General features: G+C 68.2%; 20 protein-coding genes. 19 read left to right on the forward strand and 1 reads right to left on the reverse strand.

The genetic code is table 11. From position 1 onward, the window contains the following. Positions 1-71: 71 nt before the first annotated feature. The 14 genes from PV766_RS08925 (at position 72) to secA (ending at position 16,015) form a co-directional block, all read left to right on the forward strand. Positions 72-1,157: a tobH protein gene (locus PV766_RS08925; RefSeq protein ID WP_421096890.1), complete on the forward strand. Its 1,086-nt coding sequence runs from the start codon at positions 72-74 to the stop codon at positions 1,155-1,157. Then, positions 1,157-2,437: a mannose-6-phosphate isomerase, class I gene (gene manA / locus PV766_RS08930; protein WP_421096891.1), complete on the forward strand. Its 1,281-nt coding sequence runs from the start codon at positions 1,157-1,159 to the stop codon at positions 2,435-2,437. Before PV766_RS08925 ends, manA begins: the two co-directional genes overlap by 1 nt. Positions 2,438-2,645: 208 nt before the next feature. Then, positions 2,646-3,890, forward strand: a complete 1,245-nt coding sequence (locus tag PV766_RS08935; RefSeq protein ID WP_421096892.1) for an alkane 1-monooxygenase — start codon at positions 2,646-2,648, stop codon at positions 3,888-3,890. A 2-nt stretch (positions 3,891-3,892) separates the two neighbouring features. Further along, positions 3,893-4,060 (forward strand): rubredoxin, encoded by a 168-nt coding sequence (locus tag PV766_RS08940; RefSeq protein WP_064065325.1) that lies wholly within the window; start codon positions 3,893-3,895, stop codon positions 4,058-4,060. Beyond that, positions 4,057-4,242, forward strand: a complete 186-nt coding sequence (locus PV766_RS08945; RefSeq protein ID WP_016694878.1) for a rubredoxin — start codon at positions 4,057-4,059, stop codon at positions 4,240-4,242. Before PV766_RS08940 ends, PV766_RS08945 begins: the two co-directional genes overlap by 4 nt. 84 nt (positions 4,243-4,326) lie before the next feature. Continuing rightward, positions 4,327-4,932 carry a TetR/AcrR family transcriptional regulator gene (locus tag PV766_RS08950; protein ID WP_064065276.1) on the forward strand — a complete coding sequence of 202 codons (606 nt, stop codon included), beginning with the start codon at positions 4,327-4,329 and terminating at the stop codon, positions 4,930-4,932. 113 nt (positions 4,933-5,045) lie between these two features. Next, on the forward strand, positions 5,046-6,515 hold the full coding sequence (gene ahcY / locus PV766_RS08955) for an adenosylhomocysteinase (protein ID WP_016934217.1): 1,470 nt from the start codon (positions 5,046-5,048) through the stop codon (positions 6,513-6,515). 31 nt (positions 6,516-6,546) lie between these two features. Further along, the gene (locus PV766_RS08960; RefSeq protein WP_255161361.1) at positions 6,547-7,212 is read left to right on the forward strand and encodes a dTMP kinase; all 666 of its coding nucleotides are present in this window, start codon (positions 6,547-6,549) and stop codon (positions 7,210-7,212) included. Positions 7,213-7,217: 5 nt separating this feature from the next. Next, positions 7,218-7,895: an MtrAB system response regulator MtrA gene (gene mtrA / locus PV766_RS08965; protein WP_006550216.1), complete on the forward strand. Its 678-nt coding sequence runs from the start codon at positions 7,218-7,220 to the stop codon at positions 7,893-7,895. A 68-nt stretch (positions 7,896-7,963) separates the two neighbouring features. After that, the gene (mtrB, locus tag PV766_RS08970; protein WP_064065324.1) at positions 7,964-9,613 is read left to right on the forward strand and encodes an MtrAB system histidine kinase MtrB; all 1,650 of its coding nucleotides are present in this window, start codon (positions 7,964-7,966) and stop codon (positions 9,611-9,613) included. After that, positions 9,610-11,394 carry an MtrAB system accessory lipoprotein LpqB gene (gene lpqB / locus PV766_RS08975; protein WP_064065274.1) on the forward strand — a complete coding sequence of 595 codons (1,785 nt, stop codon included), beginning with the start codon at positions 9,610-9,612 and terminating at the stop codon, positions 11,392-11,394. The genes mtrB and lpqB overlap by 4 nt, the downstream gene beginning before the upstream one ends. A 75-nt stretch (positions 11,395-11,469) precedes the next feature. After that, a complete protein-coding gene (locus PV766_RS08980; protein ID WP_371053709.1) occupies positions 11,470-12,114 on the forward strand; it encodes a ComF family protein in 645 nt (214 codons plus the stop codon). 234 nt (positions 12,115-12,348) lie between these two features. Next, positions 12,349-13,017: a ribosome hibernation-promoting factor, HPF/YfiA family gene (gene hpf, locus PV766_RS08985; protein ID WP_064065273.1), complete on the forward strand. Its 669-nt coding sequence runs from the start codon at positions 12,349-12,351 to the stop codon at positions 13,015-13,017. A 184-nt stretch (positions 13,018-13,201) separates the two neighbouring features. After that, positions 13,202-16,015: a preprotein translocase subunit SecA gene (gene secA, locus PV766_RS08990; RefSeq protein ID WP_242496693.1), complete on the forward strand. Its 2,814-nt coding sequence runs from the start codon at positions 13,202-13,204 to the stop codon at positions 16,013-16,015. Positions 16,016-16,075: 60 nt separating this feature from the next. Here the strand turns inward: secA and PV766_RS08995 are convergent, their stop codons facing one another. After that, on the reverse strand, positions 16,076-16,606 hold the full coding sequence (locus PV766_RS08995; RefSeq protein WP_064065272.1) for an Rv3235 family protein: 531 nt from the start codon (positions 16,604-16,606) through the stop codon (positions 16,076-16,078). A 160-nt stretch (positions 16,607-16,766) separates the two neighbouring features. Here PV766_RS08995 and PV766_RS09000 point away from each other — a divergent pair, with 160 nt between their 5' ends. The 5 genes from PV766_RS09000 to PV766_RS09020 all read left to right on the forward strand — a co-directional run bounded on the left by PV766_RS09000 (position 16,767) and on the right by PV766_RS09020 (position 21,714). Next, entirely contained in the window at positions 16,767-17,255 is a 489-nt protein-coding gene (locus PV766_RS09000; RefSeq protein ID WP_129976523.1) for an HAD-IA family hydrolase, read from the forward strand. Beyond that, positions 17,252-18,661 carry a WS/DGAT/MGAT family O-acyltransferase gene (locus PV766_RS09005; protein ID WP_064065270.1) on the forward strand — a complete coding sequence of 470 codons (1,410 nt, stop codon included), beginning with the start codon at positions 17,252-17,254 and terminating at the stop codon, positions 18,659-18,661. Before PV766_RS09000 ends, PV766_RS09005 begins: the two co-directional genes overlap by 4 nt. 3 nt (positions 18,662-18,664) lie before the next feature. Continuing rightward, on the forward strand, positions 18,665-19,174 hold the full coding sequence (locus PV766_RS09010) for a DUF6912 family protein (protein WP_129976406.1): 510 nt from the start codon (positions 18,665-18,667) through the stop codon (positions 19,172-19,174). A 98-nt stretch (positions 19,175-19,272) separates the two neighbouring features. Further along, a complete protein-coding gene (locus PV766_RS09015) occupies positions 19,273-20,403 on the forward strand; it encodes a ferredoxin reductase (RefSeq protein WP_255161358.1) in 1,131 nt (376 codons plus the stop codon). Between the two features lie 30 nt (positions 20,404-20,433). Further along, entirely contained in the window at positions 20,434-21,714 is a 1,281-nt protein-coding gene (locus PV766_RS09020) for a fatty acid desaturase family protein (RefSeq protein ID WP_129976404.1), read from the forward strand. The last annotated feature ends 21 nt before the right edge of the window (positions 21,715-21,735 follow it).

Genomic DNA, 21,735 nt, shown 5'->3' on the forward strand with positions numbered 1-21,735 from the left:
GGTGCATGGCGTGCCGGGCTCGGTCAGGTGGCTCGCCGAGGTCGCGGCGGCGGAAGGAAGGTGATGCGGTCGTGACGGCACCCTCACCGCTGTTCGACTTCGACGATGCGGGCAGCCTGCTCGCCGCCGATGTCGACGGCATCCTCAGGAGCGCGGCCCTCGGCGGCGCCCAGATCCGTGCGGTCGCCGCGGCGGTCGACGAAGGTGTGCTCGGCCGGCTCACCGACATGCATCCTCGCAGTGTCGTCTTCGTCGGCACCGATGCCCGCGCCCGATCGGCCGCCGAACTGGTCGTCGCGTTGTTCGGGGACCAGGCCGGTGTACCGCTGGTCGCCGCACCGGCCACCCCGCCCTGGGTGGGTGCGCTCGACGTCGTGGTGGTCTCGGGAAACGATGCCGGCGATCCGGAAGTGGCCCGCAGCATCGACGCCGGACTGCGGCGCGGCGCGGAGGTCGTCGTCGACGCCCCGGACGAGGGTCCGGTGCGGGCGGTCGCGGCCGGTCGCGCGATGTCGTTGCCGCCCCGGATCCGCGTCCGGACGCGGTACGTGCTCGCCCGGCACGTCGCGGTGTTCTGCGCTGTGCTCGGTGTGCTGCAGCGCGCCGTGCGGATCGCCGGTGTGCCACCGCTCGCCGACGTGGCCGACACGGCCGACGAGGAAGCGGCGCGCAATCATCCGGAGAACGAGGTCTTCCACAATCCTGCGAAGTCGCTCGCGGTGCGCATGCAGTCGCGCCGAGTGGTGTTCGCGGGTGATTCCGCGGCGACGACGATCCTCGCCCGGCATGCGTCGGAATCCTTGCTGCAGGAGGCGGGTGTGGTCTCGGGTGCCGCGGCGCTCGGCGACGTTCTGGTCGCGCGCGATCGGCTCATGGCCGTCGTCACCGCGAGCGGTGAGAACTACGACCCGTTCTTCCACGACGAGGAACTGGACGGACCGGCGCCGATCGCACCGGCGCGGGTGTTCGTGCTCAGCACGGACCCCGACCGGTCGGCGGCGCAGCGGAGGACGGCGGCACTACCGGATGTGGAAGTGATGTCCGTGGTCGGAGAATTCGAGTCGAGCACGGTGCCGACCGTGCTGGAACAGGTGGCAGTGTTGACCGTCCGCACAGAGATGGCGGCTGCATATCTCGGATTGGCAGGGGGGAGATAGTGCACCGACTCGAAGGTGCGGTGCGCTCGTACGCCTGGGGATCGCGAACCGCGATCGCCACCTTGCGCGGCCGCACTGTGCCGTCCCATCACCCCGAGGCCGAGTTGTGGCTGGGTGCGCATCCGGCAGATCCCGCCAGGCTGGTGGATTCGGACGGCGACGAGCACTCGCTGCTCGATCTGCTGTCGGCCGAGCCTCAGCGACATCTCGGCGACCGCGCTGTGGGGGCGTTCGGTCCCCGGCTGCCCTTCCTCCTCAAGCTCCTGGCAGCAGAGGAGCCCTTGTCGTTGCAGGCGCATCCCAGTGCCCGCCAGGCGGCCGAGGGGTTCGCTCGCGAGGAAGCGCTGGGAATCCCGATCGACTCGCCCGTTCGCAACTACAAGGACGCGAACCACAAGCCCGAACTGGTGGTGGCGCTGACACGATTCGAGGCGCTCGCCGGTTTCCGCGATCCGAAGCGGACGGTGGAGCTGTTCGAGGCGCTGGCGGTCCCGGAGCTCGACCCCTATGTGGGACTGCTCGCGGGACAACCCGATTCGAGTGGCCTGCGGGCGCTGTTCACCACCTGGATCACGTTGCCTCCGCCCGCTCTCGCGGCGCTGCTGCCGCGCGTGCTCGACGGCTGCGTGACCTATCTCGCCACCGGCCGGGAGGGTGAACGCGACTTCGTTCCGGAGGTGCGTACGGCTCTGCAGCTGGCGGATTTCTACCCGGGCGACGCCGGGGTGCTGGCCTCCCTGCTGCTCAACCGCATCACCCTGCAGCCGGGGGAGGGACTCTATCTCGACGCGGGGAATCTGCATGCCTATCTGCACGGCATGGGCGTCGAGATCATGGCGAATTCCGACAACGTGTTGCGCGGCGGTCTCACTCCCAAACACGTGGACGTGCCCGAACTGCTGCGCGTGCTCGACTTCGGCGCGGCGTCGGTGCCGATCCTCGAAGCCGTCCCGGAGATCTCGGCAGCGACCGATCCGGGGCATCTCGGCCCGGCCGAACGCCGCTACCGCACTCCGGCACCGGAGTTCGCGTTGTCGCGCATCGACCTCGGCGCCGGCGACGCCCTCGAGGTCGGTGCCGACGGCCCCCAGATCCTGTTGTGCACCGCAGGCGATGTGCGGGTCGAATGCGAGGGCGAGTCGGTGACGCTGAAGCCCGGCGACTCGGCGTGGCTGTCGGCCTGCGATCGGCGGCCGGCCGTCCACGGTTGTGCCGCGGACACGCAGGTCTTCCGGGCCCGCCTCGGCGAGGTGTCGGCATCGGCGGTCGACGAGTCCTGAGCCCGGGTCCCGGTCGGGACCGATTCGAACGGAAGGCGAGCCCGCACGGGCTCGCCTTCGTCGTTTCCCGCCACCTCTCGCGAGATTTACAAATTCGATCAAATGTCTAGACACCGGACGAATGCCGTTCTAGAGTCAAGCTATGAGTGGTGTGCGTCACCAAAGGGTGGCGTGCTCTGCGTTATCGACGGTGATGAGGAGACCCGACATGAGTACGGCATCGGCGGATTCGGTGGACCGGCCCGATCTCCCATGGCGCGACCGCAAACGCCATCTGTGGCTTCTGGGGCTGGTACCTCCGACGGCCCTGTTCGTCGCCACCGCGCTGGTGTGGGGCGGTAACCAGCTCGGACTGCAGAGTGTCACCCCGGTCCTGTGGTGGATCGGCCCACTGCTGATCTACGTCCTCGTACCGTTGCTCGACCTGTTCGTCGGGCCCGACGGGGAGAACCCTCCCGACGAGTTGTTCGAACAACTCGAGAACGACCGCTTCTACCGCTACTGCACCTACCTGTATCTGCCCTTCCAGTTCGCGTCGCTGATCTTCGCCTGCTATCTGTGGTCGGCCGACGACCTGTCCTGGCTCGGCATCGACGGCGGCCTCGGCGTGGTGTCGAAGATCGGTCTCGCCATCTCGGTCGGCGTGGTCGCGGGCATCGGGATCAACACGGCGCACGAGCTCGGTCACAAGAAGGTCGAATTCGAACGGCGCCTGTCGAAGTGGGCTCTCGCCCCCGCCTTCTACGGCCACTTCTACATCGAGCACAATCGCGGGCATCACGTGCGCGTCGCGACTCCGGAGGATCCCGCCTCGGCGCGGTTCGGGGAGAGCTTCTGGCGTTTCCTGCCGCGCAGCGTGGTCGGCAGTCTGCGTTCGGCATGGCGTCTCGAGCGGGCCCGCCTCGAACGGCTCGGCAAGCCGGTGTGGAGCGTGCACAACGACGTCCTCAACGCGTGGGCGATCTCCGTCGCCCTGTACGCGGTGCTCCTCGGCGTCTTCGGTCTCTCCATCGCGCCGTATCTCGTGATCCAGGCGATCTTCGGCTTCTCGCTGCTCGAGGTCGTGAACTATCTCGAGCACTACGGCCTGCTCCGGCAGAAGACCGGTAAGGGGCGTTACGAACGCTGCTCGCCCGCGCACAGCTGGAACAGCGACCATCTGGTGACGAACATCTTCCTCTACCACCTGCAGCGGCACAGCGACCATCACGCCAATCCCACCCGGCGCTACCAGACCCTGCGAAGCATGGAGGTCTCGCCGCAGTTGCCGGCCGGCTACGCGACGATGATCACCCTCGCCTACATCCCACCGTTGTGGCGCAAGGTCATGGATCATCGTGTGCTCGACCACTACGACGGCGACATCACCCGCGCGAACATCGAGCCGCGTCGCCGCGAGAAGATCCTCGCCCGCTACGGAGTAGTGGATCACGCTGCCGCGGAAGGGAAGTGATCGTGGCGTCCTACCGTTGTCCCGTCTGCGAGTTCACCTACGACGAGAGTGCCGGCGCCCCGCGGGAGGGTTTCCCGCCCGGCACCGCGTGGTCCGAGGTGCCGGACGACTGGCCGTGCCCCGACTGCGGAGTCCGGGAGAAGATCGATTTCGAGGAGTACACCCCGTGAGTACCGATTACCGCTTGTTCCGTTGTCTGGTGTGCGGTTTCGAATACGACGAGGCCGAGGGATGGCCCGACGAGGGCATCGAGCCCGGCACCCGGTGGGAGGACATCCCCGACGACTGGTCCTGCCCGGACTGCGGTGCTGCCAAGGCCGACTTCGAGATGGTGGAGATCGTCCGCCGGTGAACCCCTGTGCGGTGAATCACAGCACGGTGGATCACGGTTCGCGTTGCTTTGACGAGCACATCCGTGCGTGAGAGCGTTCCTCCCATGCCGAACGCGCGGGTTCCCTTCCACGAGGCCAGTCGGGTGCTGTTGCGCTCGACGATCCTCGACGCCATGCGGGAGCTGCTGCTCGAACGCGACTGGTCGGCCGTCACGATGAGCGACGTCGCCCGGACCGCCGGCATCAGCCGGCAGACCCTCTACAAGGAATTCTCCTCCCGGCAGGGCCTGGCGCAGGGCTACGCGCTGCGGCTGGTCGACGAGTTCGTCGACGCCGTGGCCGATTCGGTGTACGCGCACGTCGGGGATGCGCGCGCCGCGCTCGTCGACGGCTTCGCGTTCTTCTTCGAGGCCTCCGCCGCCGACCCCCTCGTGCAGTCGCTGCTGAGCGGTGAGGCCAAGCCCGACCTGCTGCGGTTGATCACCACCGACGCCGCCCCCATCCTCGAGCGGGGCGCGGGCCGCCTCACCGAGACCTTCCATCACAGCTGGATCGCGGCGTCCGAATCCGACGCCGGGATCCTGGCGCGCGCCGTCGTGCGGGTGGCGCTGAGTTTCGTCTCCATGCCTCCGGCTTCGGGGCGCGACGTCGCCGCCGACCTCGCCGATCTGCTCGTGCCGTTCGTCGAACGGGCCGCCGTCCGCGGCTGACCGGCCGGTCGGCCGGGGCGGAACCGTCGGTGGACGATCTGCTCGGCCGATCCTTGCTCAGGTTGTATAGCCTGGAACCACCATTGTCTGCCGACAGGAAGAGGCATCTGCACGTGTCCGACACCACGCTCGTCGCCGACCGGGCCAACGGTCTCGATTTCAAGGTCGCCGATCTGTCCCTCGCCGAATTCGGGCGCAAGGAGATCCGGCTCGCCGAACACGAGATGCCGGGCCTGATGGCGCTGCGCCGCGAGTACGCGGAGGTGCAGCCGCTGAAGGGCGCACGGATCTCCGGCTCGCTGCACATGACGGTCCAGACCGCTGTGCTCATCGAAACGCTCGTCTCCCTCGGTGCGCAGGTGCGCTGGGCGTCGTGCAACATCTTCTCCACCCAGGACCACGCCGCCGCAGCGATCGTCGTCGGCCCGCACGGTACCGCCGAGGAGCCCGAGGGTGTCCCGGTCTTCGCGTGGAAGGGCGAGACTCTCGAGGAGTACTGGTGGGCTGCCGAGCAGATGCTCACCTGGCCCGGTGAACCCGCCAACATGATCCTCGACGACGGTGGCGACGCCACGATGCTCGTGCTCAAGGGTGCCCAGTTCGAGAAGGCCGGCGTCGTCCCGCCGATCGACGAGGAGCAGGACTCCGCCGAGTACAAGGTCTTCCTCGAACTGCTGCGCCGCTCGCTCGCCGCCGATTCGAAGAAGTGGACCACCGTCGCGGAGTCGGTCCGGGGCGTCACCGAGGAGACCACCACCGGCGTGCTGCGCCTGTACCAGCTGTCGGCGGCCGGCGAACTCGCGTTCCCGGCGATCAACGTCAACGACTCGGTCACCAAGAGCAAGTTCGACAACAAGTACGGCACCCGGCACTCGCTGCTCGACGGCATCAACCGCGGCACCGACGTGCTCATCGGCGGCAAGGCCGCGCTCGTGTGCGGTTACGGCGACGTCGGCAAGGGTTGCGCCGAGGCGCTGCGCGGCCAGGGTGCACGCGTGTCGGTCACCGAGGTCGACCCGATCAACGCGCTGCAGGCCATGATGGACGGCTACGACGTCGTGACGGTCGAGGACTTCATCGGCCGGGCCGACATCGTCATCACCGCGACGGGCAACAAGGACATCATCACCTTCGAGCACATGAAGGCGATGAAGCACCAGGCCATTCTCGGCAACATCGGCCACTTCGACAACGAGATCGACATGGCCGGCCTCGAGCGCGCAGCCGACGTCACGCGGATCAACATCAAGCCGCAGGTCGACGAGTTCACCTTCGCCGACGGTCATTCGATCATCGTCCTGTCGGAGGGCCGCCTGCTCAACCTCGGCAACGCCACGGGCCACCCTTCCTTCGTGATGAGCAACTCGTTCGCGAACCAGGTGATCGCCCAGATCGAGCTGTGGACCAAGCCCGACGAGTACGACAACGAGGTCTACCGCCTGCCCAAGCATCTCGACGAGAAGGTCGCGAAGATCCACGTCGAGGCGCTCGGCGGGCAGATCACGAAGCTGACCAAGGAACAGGCCGAGTACATCGGCGTCGACGTCGAGGGCCCGTACAAGCCCGAGCACTACCGCTACTGATCCCGGGCACTCGACGGGAAACGCGGAGCGCATGAGTGATCTGATCGTCGTCGAAGGTCTCGACGGGGCCGGCAAACGGACGTTGTCCGCCGGTCTCGTCGAGACCTGGCGCGAGGCCGGACGGAAGGTCGCGACGCTGGCCTTCCCGCGTTACGGGAAGTCGATCCACGCCGATCTGGGCGCGGAGGCGTTGCGCGGGCACCACGGCGACACCGCCTCGAGCGTCGAGGCGATGGCCCTGCTGTGGGCCCTCGACCGTCGTGATGCGGCCGACGAACTGCGGAAACTGCTCGCCGACAACGACATCGTGCTGCTCGACCGGTACGTCGCGTCCAACGCCGCGTACACCGCGGCGCGCCGGAACGAGGACGCGACCGGCCCGGCGGTGGAGTGGATCCGTCGGCTCGAGTTCGAACGATTCGGGCTTCCGGTACCCGATCTGCAGGTGCTGCTCCGCGTTCCCGTCGAACTGGCCGCGGAGCGCGCCCGTCACCGCGCCGCGACCGAGGCGGACCGCGACCGCGACGCCTACGAGCGTGACGGCGGTCTACAGGAACGCACGGGTGCGGTGTACGACGGGCTCGCGCAGCAGCAGTGGATGTCTCCGTGGGAGGTCGCGGGCCCGCAGACCTCCGCGCCACAACTCGCCGTTCACATCTCAAATCTGCTTCACGACGGTGAAGGGGTGACACGATAGAGGCTATGAAGCCGAGGATTCTGGTAGTCGACGACGACACCGCGCTGGCCGAGATGCTCACGATCGTGCTGCGCGGCGAGGGATTCGAACCGTTCGTGGTGGGGGACGGCACGCAGGCGCTCGGTGCCGTGCGTGAGATCCGGCCCGACCTCGTCCTGCTCGATCTCATGCTCCCCGGCATGAACGGCATCGACGTCTGCCGCGTGCTCCGCGCGGATTCGGGTGTGCCGATCGTGATGCTCACCGCCAAGTCCGACACGGTCGACGTCGTCCTCGGCCTCGAATCCGGCGCCGACGACTACATCGTCAAGCCGTTCAAGCCGAAGGAACTCGTCGCACGCGTGCGGGCCCGTCTGCGCCGCACCGAGCAGGAACCGGCCGAGGTCCTGACGATCGGTGACATCACCATCGACGTCCCCGCCCACAAGGTCACCCGCGGCGACGAGGCGATCTCGCTCACGCCTCTCGAGTTCGACCTGCTCGTGGCCCTCGCGCGCAAGCCGCGCCAGGTGTTCACCCGTGAGGTCCTGCTCGAACAGGTCTGGGGTTACCGGCATGCCGCCGACACCCGGCTCGTGAACGTCCACGTCCAGCGCTTGCGCGCGAAGGTCGAGAAGGATCCCGAGAATCCCGAGGCGGTGCTCACGGTGCGGGGGGTCGGCTACAAGGCCGGACCGCCGTGATCCGAACCTACCGGCTTCGGCGGCGTATCACGCGTAGGACGCTGCCGCTGGTGAGGTGGTCGCGGTCGATGAGCAGCCGACTCGCGCACACCTGGCGACGATCGCTGCAGCTGCGGGTCGTGACCTCGACCCTCACGCTGTCGCTGATCGTCATGTTCGTGCTCGGAGTGGTACTCACGAGCCAGATCACCGACCGTCTGCTCGAAGTGAAGATCGATGCCGCGACCGAGGAGATGGATCGCTCGCGCGCGCTGGTCGAGGGACAGCTCGCGGGCGCCGACGACTCGGGCTCGCTCGCGGTCCGTCTCGACGGTGCCGCGGCGATCCTCACCAGCCGCGGCAGCGACGGGGGACAGGACACCGGCGTCGCCGGAACCTTCGACCCCGTCCTCATCGTCCCCGGTGACGGTCCGCGGGCCCCCACCTCGAGCGGGCCCGCCGACCAGATCCCGCAGAACCTGCGCGCCTTCGTCCAGAACGGGCAGATCGCCTACCAGTTCGCGACCGTCGCCGATCCCGAGGGCTACACCGGGCCGGCCCTGATCATGGGCAGTCCCACCGATTCCGACATCTCGACGCTCGAGCTGTATCTCGTCTTCCCGCTCGGCGGTGAGGAACGCACCCTCGCCCTCGTCCGCGGCACCCTGCTCGTCGGTGCCGTGGTTCTGCTCGTCCTGCTGGCGGCGATCTCCATGATCGTCGCCCGGCAGGTCGTGCTGCCCATCCGGTCGGCCTCCCGGATCGCCGTGCGCTTCGCGGACGGGCGGCTCAAGGAACGCATGCCGGTCCGCGGCGAGGACGACATGGCCCGGCTCGCGATGTCGTTCAACGAGATGGCCGAGAGCCTGTCGCGCCAGATCACCCAGCTCGAGGAGTACGGCAACCTGCAGAAGCGGTTCACCTCCGACGTGAGCCACGAACTGCGCACCCCGCTGACGACGGTACGCATGGCCGCCGACCTCATCCACGACGGCAGCGACGACCTCGACCCCGTCCTCAAACGGTCCTCCGAACTGCTCGTCGCCGAACTCGACCGCTTCGAGAGTCTGCTCAACGACCTGCTCGAGATCAGCCGGCACGACGCCGGTGTCGCCGAGCTCGCCTCCGAGCGTCTCGACCTGCGGATGTGTGCGCGTGCCGCCGTCTCGACCGTGCGTCACCTGGCCCGCGAGACCGCGACCGAACTCATCGTCGACATGCCGGACGAACCCGTCGAGGCCGACGTCGATCCGCGTCGTGTCGAACGCATCCTGCGGAACCTCCTCGCCAACGCGATCGATCACGGTGAGGGCAAACCGATCCTGCTGCGGCTGCGCGCCGACGACACCGCCGCGGCCTTCGTCGTGCGCGATCAGGGTGTGGGTCTGCGACCGGGGGAGGAGAAGCTCGTCTTCAACCGGTTCTGGCGTTCGGATCCGTCGCGGGTCCGGCGTTCCGGTGGCACCGGTCTCGGACTCGCCATCAGCGTCGAGGACGCAAACCTGCACAACGGCAAACTCGAGGCATGGGGCGAACCGGGACGAGGTGCCAGCTTCCGGCTGACCCTGCCCCGCGAACGCGGACGTAAAGTGGGTCGCAGCCCCCTCCCTCTCGTGCCCGGCGCCGCGAAGGCCGTGCAGGGCAAGCCCCCACCGGACGACGACACCCCGGAGCAGCCGTCGACCGGAGAGTCCCCGACCGACCCTGCGAGCACGCCGTCCGAAGGAGCCAGTACATGAGCCGCTCGACTCCGCGTGCAGCGGGCGTGCTCGTCGTCCTCCTGACGGTGGCCGGACTCGTGTTGTCGGGATGTGCCACGCTGCCCGATTCGTCCTCCCCGCAGGCCATCGGAACCCTCGAACGCGGTCCTTCGACCACGGAGGTCGCCGCACCGGTGCCGGGTCGCGAACCCGATCTGCTCCTGCGCGACTTCCTGCAGGCCAGCACCGATCCGACCAACCGCCATCGCGCGGCCCGCCAGTTCCTCACGCCCACGATGTCCGACACCTGGGACGACGCCGCGAGCGCGACGATCGTCGACAAGGTCGACGTCCTCGTCGAGGAACGCGACGGCGACAGCGCCACCTATGTGGTGCGGGCGAGTACCGTCGGCTTTCTCGAGGAGGGCGGCATCTACCGCCCCGCCGACGGGGAGTTCGAGGCGCGGTTCTCACTCGTCCGCACCGACGGGGAGTGGCGCATCGACCGGCTGCCGGCCGGCGTCATCATGGACCGCCCCCGTTTCCTCAACACCTATCAGCGGCGCTCGCTGTACTTCCTCGACCCGACGGGCAACGCCGTCGTCCCGGATCCGCGCTGGATCACGGGCACACCCGAGCAGACGGCCTCCCAGCTGATGGGGTTGCTCGTCGAGGGCCCGAAGCAGGTCCTGGCACCTGCGGTCAAGAATCTGCTCGAGGACGTCACCGTCATCGGATCGGTGACGAAGGCCGACGGCCGCACGACCGACGTGGGCGTCGGGCTCGGCGGCATCCGCATCGACTTCCAGGGGGTCGGCTCGATGGGGCGGCAGGATCGCGAACTGCTCGCCGCACAGGTGATCTGGACCCTCGCCAATGCCGACATCAGCGGCCCGTACCAGCTCCTCGCCGACGGCCAGCCGCTCGACGAACGCTTCCCGAACGGGTGGACCACCGCGGACGTGGCGTCGATGAACCCCCTCGCCGCGTCGAGCGTGACGGTGGGTCTGCACGCGCTGCTCGACGGCGCGCTGGTGAGCGTCGCAGAGACGGGTGTGACCCCCGTACGCAGCTTCTTCGGTGCGTCCGACGACCTGCAGTCGGTCGCCCTGTCGCTGGACGGAGAGCTCGTCGCCGCAGTCGAGAACACCGGCAAACCGGCACCGGAACCGGCCGTGCAACTCATGGTGGGGGCCTACAGCGAGGGCGGTGCCGAGCCGGCGGTCGACGGCGAGTCGATCACCCGGCCGTCCTGGTCGCCCAACAACAATTCGGTGTGGGCGGTCGTCAACGGGACCTCGGTGGTGCGCGCGGTGCGCGAACCCGGCACCGGGCGGGTCACCGTCGTCGGGGTGGAGGCGGGCGCGGTCCGCGGTCTCGGCGGCCGCATCACCGAACTGCGCCTGTCGCGCGACGGTGTCCGCGCCGCCATGATCATCGACGGGCGGGTCTTCGTCGCGACCGTCGTGCCGACCACGACCGGCGAGTACTCGCTCACCAATCCGCGCGAGATCGGCTTCGGTCTCGGTGGTCCCGCGCTCGCCCTGGACTGGAGCACGGCCGACACGATCGTCGTCTCCCGCGCGTCGGCCGACGTGCCCGTCGTGCAGGTCGCGGTGGACGGCTCACGCATCGACGCACTGCCGAGCCGCAATCTCACGCCCCCGGTGGTGGCGGTCGAGGCGTCCACGGCGAGCGAGTTCGTCGCGGATTCCCGGACGGTCTTCCAGCTCAACAACCGCGACCCCGCCGGCGACCGGTACTGGCGGGAGGTGCCCGGCCTCGCCGGGATGGCCGCGATTCCCGTCCTGCCGGGCTGAGCGCGGTGCCGGTGACACCGGTTGTCGGTGCTGCCGTCGACCCCGGCTGTCGGTGACATCCGGCACACTCGCGGTGTGCTGACGGCCCTGCTCGATCTCGTCCTGCCCGCCCGGTGCGGGGGATGCGCCGACCCCGGGGTGAACTGGTGCCGAGAGTGCGCGCGGGAACTCGGCGACCATCCCGGGACGGTGACGCCCCGCGTCGAGCCCGGGGTCCCGGTGTGGAGTCTGGGCCCGTACTCCGGCCCCCGGCGTCGCGCGGTGATCGTCGCCAAGGAACGCGCCCGGCGGGATCTCGCCGAGCCTCTCGGGCTCGCGTGGGCGGTCGCGATCACGCGGCTGCGGAGATGGGGTGAGCTGCCCGGCGGGCCGTTGATCGTGGCGCCCGCCCCCACCCGGGCGCGGGCCGCGCGGGCACGCGGAGGCGATCCCGTCGCGCGTGCCGCCCGGGCCGCCGCGGCGCACGACCGTCACCTCCACGTGCATCCGATCCTGGGTGTGGCGGCGGGTGTGCGCGACTCGGTGGGGCTCACCGCGGCCGACCGGCAACGCAACCTCGCCGGCCGCGTGACGGTGAGCGCCGACGGGCTGCCGCGGACGATCCCGGTACTCGTGGTCGACGATGTGCTCACCACCGGAACCACCGCCCGCGAGTCGGTACGGGCTCTCCGGCGCGCAGGATTGTACCCGGTGGGAGTGCTCGTGATCGCCCACGCGTGAGTACTCCGACGGGTCCGGGCAGGGCCCCGTCCAGGACCGGAATGCGACGCGAAGTGAAATCGGGTGGGAACGGTGGCAGACCTTCGAGTTACGTACTAACGTCGCCATCAGACCCGGAAACAACAAGGTAGACGGGTGGAAACGCTTGTTCTTCCGATTCCGGGCGAGTGCGCTCTCGCGCTCATTCATCATGCCGGCGCGCGGGCTGCGCCGGCCGTAACTCGGGAGGTACGCGTGACGACCCCTTCGAAGTCCAGAGGTTCCGTTGCAGAGGCCGATGCCGCCACGGAAGGCCCCCGTGCCGATGTTGTCGTGAAAGGACGCAACGTCGAGGTCCCCGATCATTTCCGGATCTACGTCTCCGAGAAACTCGCTCGGCTCGAACGCTTCGATCCGACGATCTTCCTCTTCGACGTCGAGTTGCAGCACGAACGCAACAGGCGTCAGAAGAAGAGTTGCCAACGGGTCGAGATCACTGCCCGCGGGAAGGGACCGATCGTACGGGCCGAGGCCAGCGCCGACAGTTTCTACGCTGCCTTCGAGTCTGTGATCAGCAAGCTCGAATCGCGCCTGCGAAGGACGAAGGAGCGCCGCAAGGTCTCCTACGGTGAGAAGACGCCCGTGTCCGTGGCGGAAGCCACCGCGGCTCTCGCCCGTGACGACGAGCTCGCGATCTCGCCCGATCTGTCGCTCGGCGACAGCGAGAAGGAATCCCAGGACGGTCCCGGTCGCATCGTCCGGACGAAGGAACACAACGCTGCGCCGATGACCGTCGACGACGCCCTCTACGAGATGGAACTCGTCGGTCACGACTTCTACCTGTTCCACGACAAGGAGACGGACAAGCCGTCCGTGGTCTACCGGCGACACGCCTTCGACTACGGTCTGATCAGGCTCGTGTGACACTGCCGGGAGTGACCTGAGGCACCTCGCCATCGCGGTCACTCCCGCGCAGCGCCTACCATGGAATCCGGCCGGGGTCCGACAAGGCCTCGGCCGGATTTCTTGTCCGTGCAGGTACCCGAGATTGAGGACGAACACACCAGTGCTGTCGCTGACGAAGCTGCTCCGGATCGGTGAAGGTCGCATGGTCAAGCGGCTCAAGCACATCGCCGAGCATGTCGATTCCCTCTCCCCGGACTTCGAGGCCCTGACCGACGCCGAGCTCCGGGCCATGACGGAGCAGTTCCGGAGCCGCTACCAGGACGGCGAGACGCTCGACGATCTGCTCCCGGAGGCCTTCGCGACCGCCCGGGAGGCGTCCTTCCGGGTGCTCGGGCAGAAGCACTATCTCGTCCAGATCATGGGTGGCGCGGCGCTGCACTTCGGCAATATCGCCGAGATGAAGACCGGTGAGGGCAAGACCCTCACCTGCGTGCTGCCGGCCTACCTCAACGCGATCTCCGGCGACGGCGTCCATGTCGTCACGGTCAACGACTATCTCGCCAAGCGCGACGCCGAGTGGATGGGCCGTGTGCACCGTTTCCTCGGGCTCGAGACCGACGTGATCCTGTCCGGGATGACGCCGGCGCAGCGCCGCGCAGCCTATGCCGCCGACATCACCTACGGCACCAACAACGAGTTCGGCTTCGACTACCTGCGCGACAACATGACGCACTCGCTCGACGACCTCGTGCAGCGCGGACACAACTTCGCGGTCGTCGACGAGGTCGACTCGATCCTCATCGACGAGGCCCGGACGCCGCTGATCATCTCGGGTCCCGCCGACGCGTCGAGCAAGTGGTACTCCGAGTTCGCCCGCATCGTGAAGCTGCTCAAGCCCGAGGTGCACTACGAGATCGACATCCGGAAGCGGACCGTCGGTGTGCACGAGGCCGGTGTCGAATTCGTCGAGGACCAGCTCGGCATCGACAACCTGTACGAGGCGGCGAACTCGCCGCTGGTGAGCTACCTGAACAACGCCATCAAGGCCAAGGAGCTCTACGCCAAGGACAAGGACTACATCGTCCGTAACGGTGAGGTCGTCATCGTCGACGAGTTCACCGGTCGTGTGCTGTCGGGCCGCCGCTACAACGAGGGCATGCACCAGGCGATCGAGGCCAAGGAAGGCGTCGAGATCAAGGCCGAGAACCAGACGCTGGCCACGATCACGCTGCAGAACTACTTCCGCCTGTACGACAAGCTGTCGGGCATGACGGGTACGGCCGAGACCGAGGCCGCCGAGCTCCACCAGATCTACAGCCTCGGGGTCATCCCGATCCCGACGAACCGTCCGATGGTGCGTGTCGACCAGGGCGACCTGATCTACAAGACCGAGGAAGCGAAGTTCGCGGCCGTCGTCGACGACGTGGTCGAGCGTCACGAGAAGGGGCAGCCGGTCCTCATCGGTACGACGAGCGTCGAGCGGTCCGAGTACCTGTCGCGTCAGTTCACCAAGCGTGGTGTGCCCCACAGCGTGCTCAACGCGAAGTTCCACGAGCAGGAAGCGCAGATCATCGCGCAGGCCGGTCGTTCCGGTGCGGTGACCGTCGCAACCAACATGGCCGGTCGTGGTACCGACGTCGTGCTCGGTGGCAACCCCGACATCCTCGCCGACATCGCGCTGCGTCAGCGTGGTCTCGATCCGGTGAACACTCCGGAGGAGTACGAGGCGGCCTGGGACGAGACCCTCGAGCGGATCAAGGCCGAGTCGAAGGCCGACGCCGAGAAGGTGCGCGCGGCCGGTGGCCTGTACGTGCTCGGCACCGAGCGGCACGAGTCCCGTCGCATCGACAACCAGTTGCGCGGCCGTTCCGGCCGTCAGGGCGACCCGGGCGAGTCGCGGTTCTACCTCTCGCTCGGCGACGAACTGATGCGGCGCTTCAACGGTGCGGCCCTCGAATCGATCATGACCCGGCTGAACCTGCCCGACGACGTGCCGATCGAGGCGAAGATGGTCTCCAAGGCCATCAAGAGCGCCCAGACACAGGTCGAGCAGCAGAACTTCGAGATCCGCAAGAACGTGCTCAAGTACGACGAGGTGATGAACCAGCAGCGCACCGTCATCTACGAGGAGCGTCGCCGGATCCTGCGCGGCGAGGACCTCGAGGGTCAGGTGCAGCACATGCTCACCGACGTCGTCACCGCCTACGTCGACGGCGCGACCGCCGAGGGATACGTCGAGGACTGGGATCTCGAGCAGTTGTGGACGGCGCTCAAGACCCTCTACCCGGTGGGTGTCGACCACAAGACGCTCGTCGCCGAGAACGAGGACCTCGACCGCGACGGTCTGCTCGAGGTCCTGCTCGAGGATGCCCGCGCCGCCTACGCGCGTCGCGAGGCCGAACTCGAGGCCATCGCCGGTGAGAACGCGATGCGCGAACTCGAGCGTCGCGTGCTGCTGTCGGTCCTCGACCGCAAGTGGCGCGAGCATCTCTACGAGATGGACTACCTCAAGGAAGGCATCGGCCTGCGCGCGATGGCGCAGCGCGATCCCCTCGTCGAGTACCAGCGCGAAGGTTTCGACATGTTCACCGCGATGCTCGAGGGTCTGAAGGAGGAATCGGTCGGATTCCTGTTCAACCTCCAGGTCGAGGCTGCGCAGCAGCAACAGCAGCCGGGTGTGGCGGTCACCGCGGCCTCGGCGGCAGCGGCCGCACAGGCGGCTCCGAGCCTGGCCGCGGCGGCTCCCGTGCAGGCCGCACGTCCTGCTCCGGCGCAGCCCGCCCGGCCCGCGCAGCCCGCACATGCGGCGCAGCCCGCGCCGGCCGCGCTGCAGGCGAAGGGTCTCGACGAGACCGAACGGCGCCTGACCTACACCGGTCCCGACGAGGACGGCCGCGCCCACGTCGCGCGGACGACCGCCGGTTCCGATGCGGGATCCGCACCGAAGCAGGCGGGCACCCGCAAGGAACGTCGTGCCGCCGCCCGGCGCGACGCGAAGACCAACCGGCACCGCTGACCCCGCCCGGTAGGGCGCGTACTGCGCGGCCGGCGCCGGACCACCTCACGACCCTGTGGCTCACCCGAGCCACAGGGTCGTGATCGTCCAGCGATGCGGCGCGCGTGGACGGGGACGCTTGCACACCATCCGCCCGGCGAATGCGAACACCCGTTCCCCCCGGGCGTAGCTGCCGAACAGTTCGACGGTGTCCGCGTCGACGGGGCGCACGCGTGTGCGCAACAGGACCGCGGTGCTGCGACCTGCGCGTGGCGTGCGGCCCGTGACGATCGTGGAGACGAGCCGTGGGTCGAGGACGGTCGCCGACTGCACGGCAGGACGGCGACCGTCCACCACCTCGAGGACGAGGCGCACGGCCGACTCCGCCACCCGTCCGACTGCCGGATCGACGGGGAGATCGGGCCGGTCGTCCGTGTTCGCGGCCACGCCGGTACTCCCGATTCCCTGGTGCCGGAACGGGATTCTCCCGGAGCGACCATCGTGCGGGGTGGCCCGGCGGGTCGCGTGGCTGCGGGAGCGACCGCAGTTCTCCTCGGCGGGGGGTTCGAGGCAGGTGAGGCGGCGCACGTAGCGCCCGGTGTGATGCGGCATGAGCTCTCCCGAAAGTCGTGACGGCGAATCGGCGGCACGGGTGGACCGGTGCCGAGGAATCGGTTCGGGAGAGGACGAACCGCGCACATGATGCCACACCTGCGGGGCGCCGGTGCGATAGGACGCGATCGGGGTGCCCGGGACATACGGTGGTGTCGTGCTGCGAGGACTCGTACTCGATGTCGGTGGCGTCCTGGTCGGGCCGGGAAGCGACCCCGGCACGTTCGGTGCGGTCGTGGCGTTCCTGCGTGCGCGGGGCGTGCGGACCGCTCTGCTCAGCAACGATCCCGGTGGCCCCGGCGCGCAGTGGCTGCGCGATCTCGAAGGTGCCTTCGTCGACCGCGTGGTGCTCTCGGGTGATGCGGGCGTCGCCAAACCCGACCCCGAGAGCTACCTGCTGGTCGCGCGACTGCTCGACCTCGGGCCGGGCGAGTGCGTCTTCGTCGACGATGCGGTCGGCAACGTGCGAGGTGCTGCCGCTGCGGGGATGGTCGGCGTCCACCATGATGGTTCACACGACGCGCCGGGCGAACTGGCCGTACTCTTCGATCTCGATCCCGAGGAGATCGGGGGCGGAGCTGCGGGCGGCGCCGAGCCGTGGTGGCGATGCTCGGCAGGTTCGGGTCAGGAGGGGGAGCGGGGTCGATGACGAGCCGGATGACGGCGCAGGACGCGTCGTACTACTACTTGGAGACGAGCAACACGCCGATGCACGTCGGTTCGCTCGCGATCCTCGAACCTCCCGAAGGCGGCCTCGACTACGAGAGCGTGCTCCGGCTGGTCGAGCAGCGGCTGCCCGAGGTGCCCCGCTACCGGAAGAAGGTGCGGGAGGTCGCATTCGGGCTGTCCCGCCCCGTCTGGGTCGACGACCGCGACTTCGACATCACCTATCACGTGCGGCGCTCCGCGTTGCCGAGACCCGGCTCCGACGAACAGCTGCACGACCTCGTCGCGCGCCTGGTCTCGCGGCCGCTGGACCGCACACGGCCGCTGTGGGAGATGTACCTCGTCGAGGGGCTCGCGAACGATCGGGTCGCGTTGTTCTCGAAGTCGCATTCGGCGCTCGTCGACGGTGAGGAGGCCCTCGACATCGTGCAGGTGCTCTTCGACCAGGAGCCGGTGCCGCGTGAGGTTCCCGAGGAATTGTGGATGCCCGAACGCGAACCGTCGGAATCCGCGCTGCTCGTCGGGGCGCTCGCCGAACTCGTCGCGCGCCCCGGGGAGGGGGTCGCCGCCCTCCGCTCGGCCGTGGGCGACCTCACGGCGACCCTCACCGAGACCGTCGACGCCGTCGGCCGCCTCGCCCGCACGGCTGCGCAGTCGGCACCCGAGACGCCGCTGAACACGCAGATCTCGAGGAGCCGCCGATTCTCCGTGGTGCGGTCCGATCTGGCGCCGTACCGCAAGATCCACTCGCGCTACGGCTGCACGATCAACGACGTCGTACTCGCGGTTCTCGCCGGGGCATTGCGCTACTGGCTGCTCTCCCGCGGCGAACCGGTCACCGAGGCCACCGTCGTGCGGGCGATGGTCCCGATGTCGGTGTACACCCAGGATCCGGACGACGGCGCCGGCAACGACACGATCCAGGTCCATCCGCAGGGCGAGGTGTCGTCCTTCCTGCTGGACCTGCCGGTGGGGGAGCCGAACGCGGTGGTCCGGCTCTCGCACATCGCGCACGCCGGCGAGGCCTATTCGCGGCAACGGCGGCGGGTGGCGGCCCAGACGATGGTCCGGTTGTCCGGCTTCGCCCCGGCGACGATGCACGCGGTGGGTACCCGGGTCGCGATGGGTTTCTCGCAGCGGATGTTCAACCTCATGATCACCAACGCCCCGGGTCCCCAGCACCCGCTCTATCTGACCGGGGCCCGTCTCCTGGAGATCTATCCGGTCTCGCCGTTGCTGAAGAATCAGGCCCTGAGCATCGCGTTGACGTCCTACGACGGCAAGATCTACTACGGTTTGAATGCGGATCGTGATGCGATGCCCGATGTGGACGTGGCAGCGACGCTGATCCAGGAATCTCTCGAGGAGTTGACGGATGCCGGCAGGTGAGAAGTGACGCGTGTCTATGTACCGGCAACGCTCGCGATGGTGCAGCGACTCGTCGCCGACGACGAGGTCGATCCGGTGAGCAGGACGGCCTTCGCGGTGACCCCCACGTTGCGGGAGGCCTACACGGCGGGTGACGACGAAGAGCTCGCCGAGGTCGCGATGGCGGAGGCGGCACGTGCGTCGCTGCGATTGCTCGCCTCGGAGGAGCCCGGTGATCACCCGTCCTTCGCGTCCCGCCGTGTGGTGATCGCGGCCGATGTCGACGAGGTGAAGCCGCGGCCGGATCTCGATGATGCGGTCGTGCGGCTCACCGGGCCGATCCCGATGAGTGCGGTGGCCTCGGTGCACATCGACCTGCAGGAAGCGGAGACCGACGTCGCGCGGGCGCGTGAGGTCGTCGATGCGGCCGAACTGGGCGACGAGGAGGCGGAGTTCGTCCTCGGCGACGCGGAGGACCACGAACTGGCCTGGTACGCGACCCAGGAATTGCCTTTTCTGCTCGACCTGCTCTGACCCCGCCTTCGGTGTGACGGCCGTCTCGACCGCAACCTACGCTTCCGTAACCTCTGATAACCTACGGAGGCGTAACCGGAGTGAGGAGAAACGGTCGGATGGGTCTGAAGGAATGGATCGAAAAGCCTGCGGCACACGTCGCGCCGGGAGAGAAATCGCTCTCCAACGTCCTGCGCGGCGCGGTGGCCCGGCTGACCACCCCTCTGCTTCCCGACGACTATCTGCATCTGGTCAACCCGCTGTGGTCCGCCCGTGAACTGCGCGGGCGCATCGTGTCGGTGCGCCAGGAGACACCCGATTCCGCGACGATCGTCATCCGTCCGGGTTGGGGCTTCGACTTCGGATACGCCCCCGGCCAGTACATCGGGATCGGCCTGCACATCGAAGGTCGCTGGCACTGGCGCTCCTACTCGCTGACCTCCTCGCCCACCTGGGACGACAAGGTCATCTCCATCGCCGTGAAGGCGATGCCCGAGGGGTTCCTGTCGAGCCACCTCGTCGGCGGTGTCCCGGAGGGGACCGTCGTGCGCCTCGCGGCCCCGAAGGGCGATTTCGTCCTGCCCGATCCGCCGCCGGCGAAGATCCTGTTCCTGACGGCCGGTAGTGGCATCACGCCGATCATGTCGATGCTGCGCACGCTCGACCGGCGCGCGATCGAGCGCGAACTCGATCTGCCCGACGTCGTGCACATCCACTCGGCGCCGACGGCCGAGAACGTGATGTTCCGCTCGGAGCTCGAACGCTTCGACGCCACCCACGACCGCTTCCGGGTGCACGTGCGTCACACGCGCGAGAAGGGCAAGTTCGCGCTGTCCGAGCTCGCCGAGGTGTGCCCCGACTGGCGTGAGCGCCAGACCTGGGCGTGCGGTCCGCAGCAGATGCTCGACGACATCACCGCGCACTGGGCTGCGGAGGGACTCGATGACCGGGTCCATCTCGAGCGGTTCGCCGTCAGCCGCGCCGATACCTCGGGGTCGGGCGGAACGATCACGTTCGCGAAGTCCGGTAAGACCGTCACCGTGGACGGTGCCACGACGATTCTCGAGGCCGGTGAGAGCGTCGGCGCGCTGATGCCCTTCGGGTGCCGCATGGGAATCTGTCAGACTTGTGTGGTGCCGCTCGAGAAGGGGCACGTCGTCGATCTGCGATCCGGCAAGGAACACGCAGAGGGCGAACGCGTCCAGACCTGCATCTCCGCCGCTGCCGGCGACTGCACACTGGACGTGTAGACACCGACAGCAACCTCCGAAGGATCCCGCTTGGCCATCACCGACATCCGCGCGTTCTCGCACCTGACCGAAGACGATATCGTTGCTCTCGCAAACGAATTCGACGCGATTCGACGGGATGTGGAGAATTCGCGCGGCCCCCGGGACGCGCGTTACATCCATTCCGTCATCCGTCTGCAGCGTGTGCTGGAGGTGGTCGGACGCTGCGCGCTGTTCGGTTCCCGCCGCCGGTCGCGCTGGATCGTCGGTACCGCCGCGCTGTCGCTCGCCAAGATCATCGAGAACATGGAGCTCGGGCACAACGTGATGCACGGGCAGTGGGACTGGATGAACGATCCGGAGATCCACTCCACGTCCTGGGAGTGGGACCAGACCGGCCCGTCCGAGCACTGGAAGCGCGCCCACAACTACGCGCACCACACCTACACGAACATCGTGGGCATGGACGAGGACGTGGGATTCGGCATCCTGCGGATGACGCGCGACGAGAAGTGGCGTCCGCGCAATCTCGCGCAGCCGATCGCCAACATCGTCCTCGCCCTGACCTTCGAATGGGGGATCGCGCTGCACGATCTCTCGGCGAAGAAGGAACTCGAAGGCGTCCCGCCCGCGCAGTGGAACTCGGGGCCCAACAAGGAATTCGCGGTGAAGGCCGGTCGGCAGGTCGTCAAGGATCTGGTGTTCTTCCCGGCGCTCACCGGCCCGGCCTGGCGTAGCACGCTGTCGGCGAACCTCGCCGCCAACGTGATCCGCAACATCTGGGCGTATCTCGTGATCTTCTGCGGCCACTTTCCGGACGGCGCCGAGAAGTTCACCACGGAGCACTACGAGAACGAAACCCGCGGAGAGTGGTATCTGCGCCAGTTGCTCGGCAGCGCAAACATTTCGGGTGGGCGCGCGATGGATTTCCTCACCGGGAATCTCAGCTACCAGATCGAGCATCATCTGTTCCCTGATCTGCCGAGCAACCGCTACCCGGAGATCGCCGCGCGCGTGCGGGCGCTGTGCGGGAAGTACGACCTGCCGTACACCACCGGCTCTCTCGCCCGGCAGTACTGGCTCGCCCTGCGCACGATCCACAAGCTCGCGGTGCCCGACCGCTTCCTGAAGGCGACCTCCGACGACGCCCCGGAAACCTCCTCCGAGCGCAAGTTCGATCGGTGGCGCCCGGAGGCGCCGGCGACCGAGGCGTCCACCGGCCGGCGCCGGGGATTGCTCACGGCCCTCCGGGTCCATGCCGAGCATGCGGTAGCAGAGCGTCGGCGTCGCCGTGGTGAATCGGGTCGTCGGAGGCCTCCTGTGGCTGTGTGATTCGCGCCACAGCTCCGATTT

This window comes from Rhodococcus sp. As11, assembly GCF_048957735.1.
In the GTDB taxonomy this organism is placed as follows: Bacteria; Actinomycetota; Actinomycetes; order Mycobacteriales; family Mycobacteriaceae; genus Rhodococcus; species Rhodococcus gordoniae.

Bases quoted from the DNA above. Each gene is read 5' to 3' on its own strand.
- secA (WP_242496693.1), top strand. From the start codon at position 13,202: ATGGTCAAGCGGCTCAAGCACATCGCCGAGCATGTCGATTCCCTCTCC.
- PV766_RS08995 (WP_064065272.1), bottom strand. From the start codon at position 16,606: ATGCCGCATCACACCGGGCGCTACGTGCGCCGCCTCACCTGCCTCGAA.
- lpqB (WP_064065274.1), top strand. From the start codon at position 9,610: ATGAGCCGCTCGACTCCGCGTGCAGCGGGCGTGCTCGTCGTCCTCCTG.
- PV766_RS09015 (WP_255161358.1), top strand. From the start codon at position 19,273: ATGGGTCTGAAGGAATGGATCGAAAAGCCTGCGGCACACGTCGCGCCG.
- PV766_RS08935 (WP_421096892.1), top strand. From the start codon at position 2,646: ATGAGTACGGCATCGGCGGATTCGGTGGACCGGCCCGATCTCCCATGG.
- mtrA (WP_006550216.1), top strand. From the start codon at position 7,218: ATGAAGCCGAGGATTCTGGTAGTCGACGACGACACCGCGCTGGCCGAG.
- PV766_RS08950 (WP_064065276.1), top strand. From the start codon at position 4,327: ATGCCGAACGCGCGGGTTCCCTTCCACGAGGCCAGTCGGGTGCTGTTG.
- mtrB (WP_064065324.1), top strand. From the start codon at position 7,964: ATGAGCAGCCGACTCGCGCACACCTGGCGACGATCGCTGCAGCTGCGG.
- PV766_RS09005 (WP_064065270.1), top strand. From the start codon at position 17,252: ATGACGAGCCGGATGACGGCGCAGGACGCGTCGTACTACTACTTGGAG.
- PV766_RS08960 (WP_255161361.1), top strand. From the start codon at position 6,547: ATGAGTGATCTGATCGTCGTCGAAGGTCTCGACGGGGCCGGCAAACGG.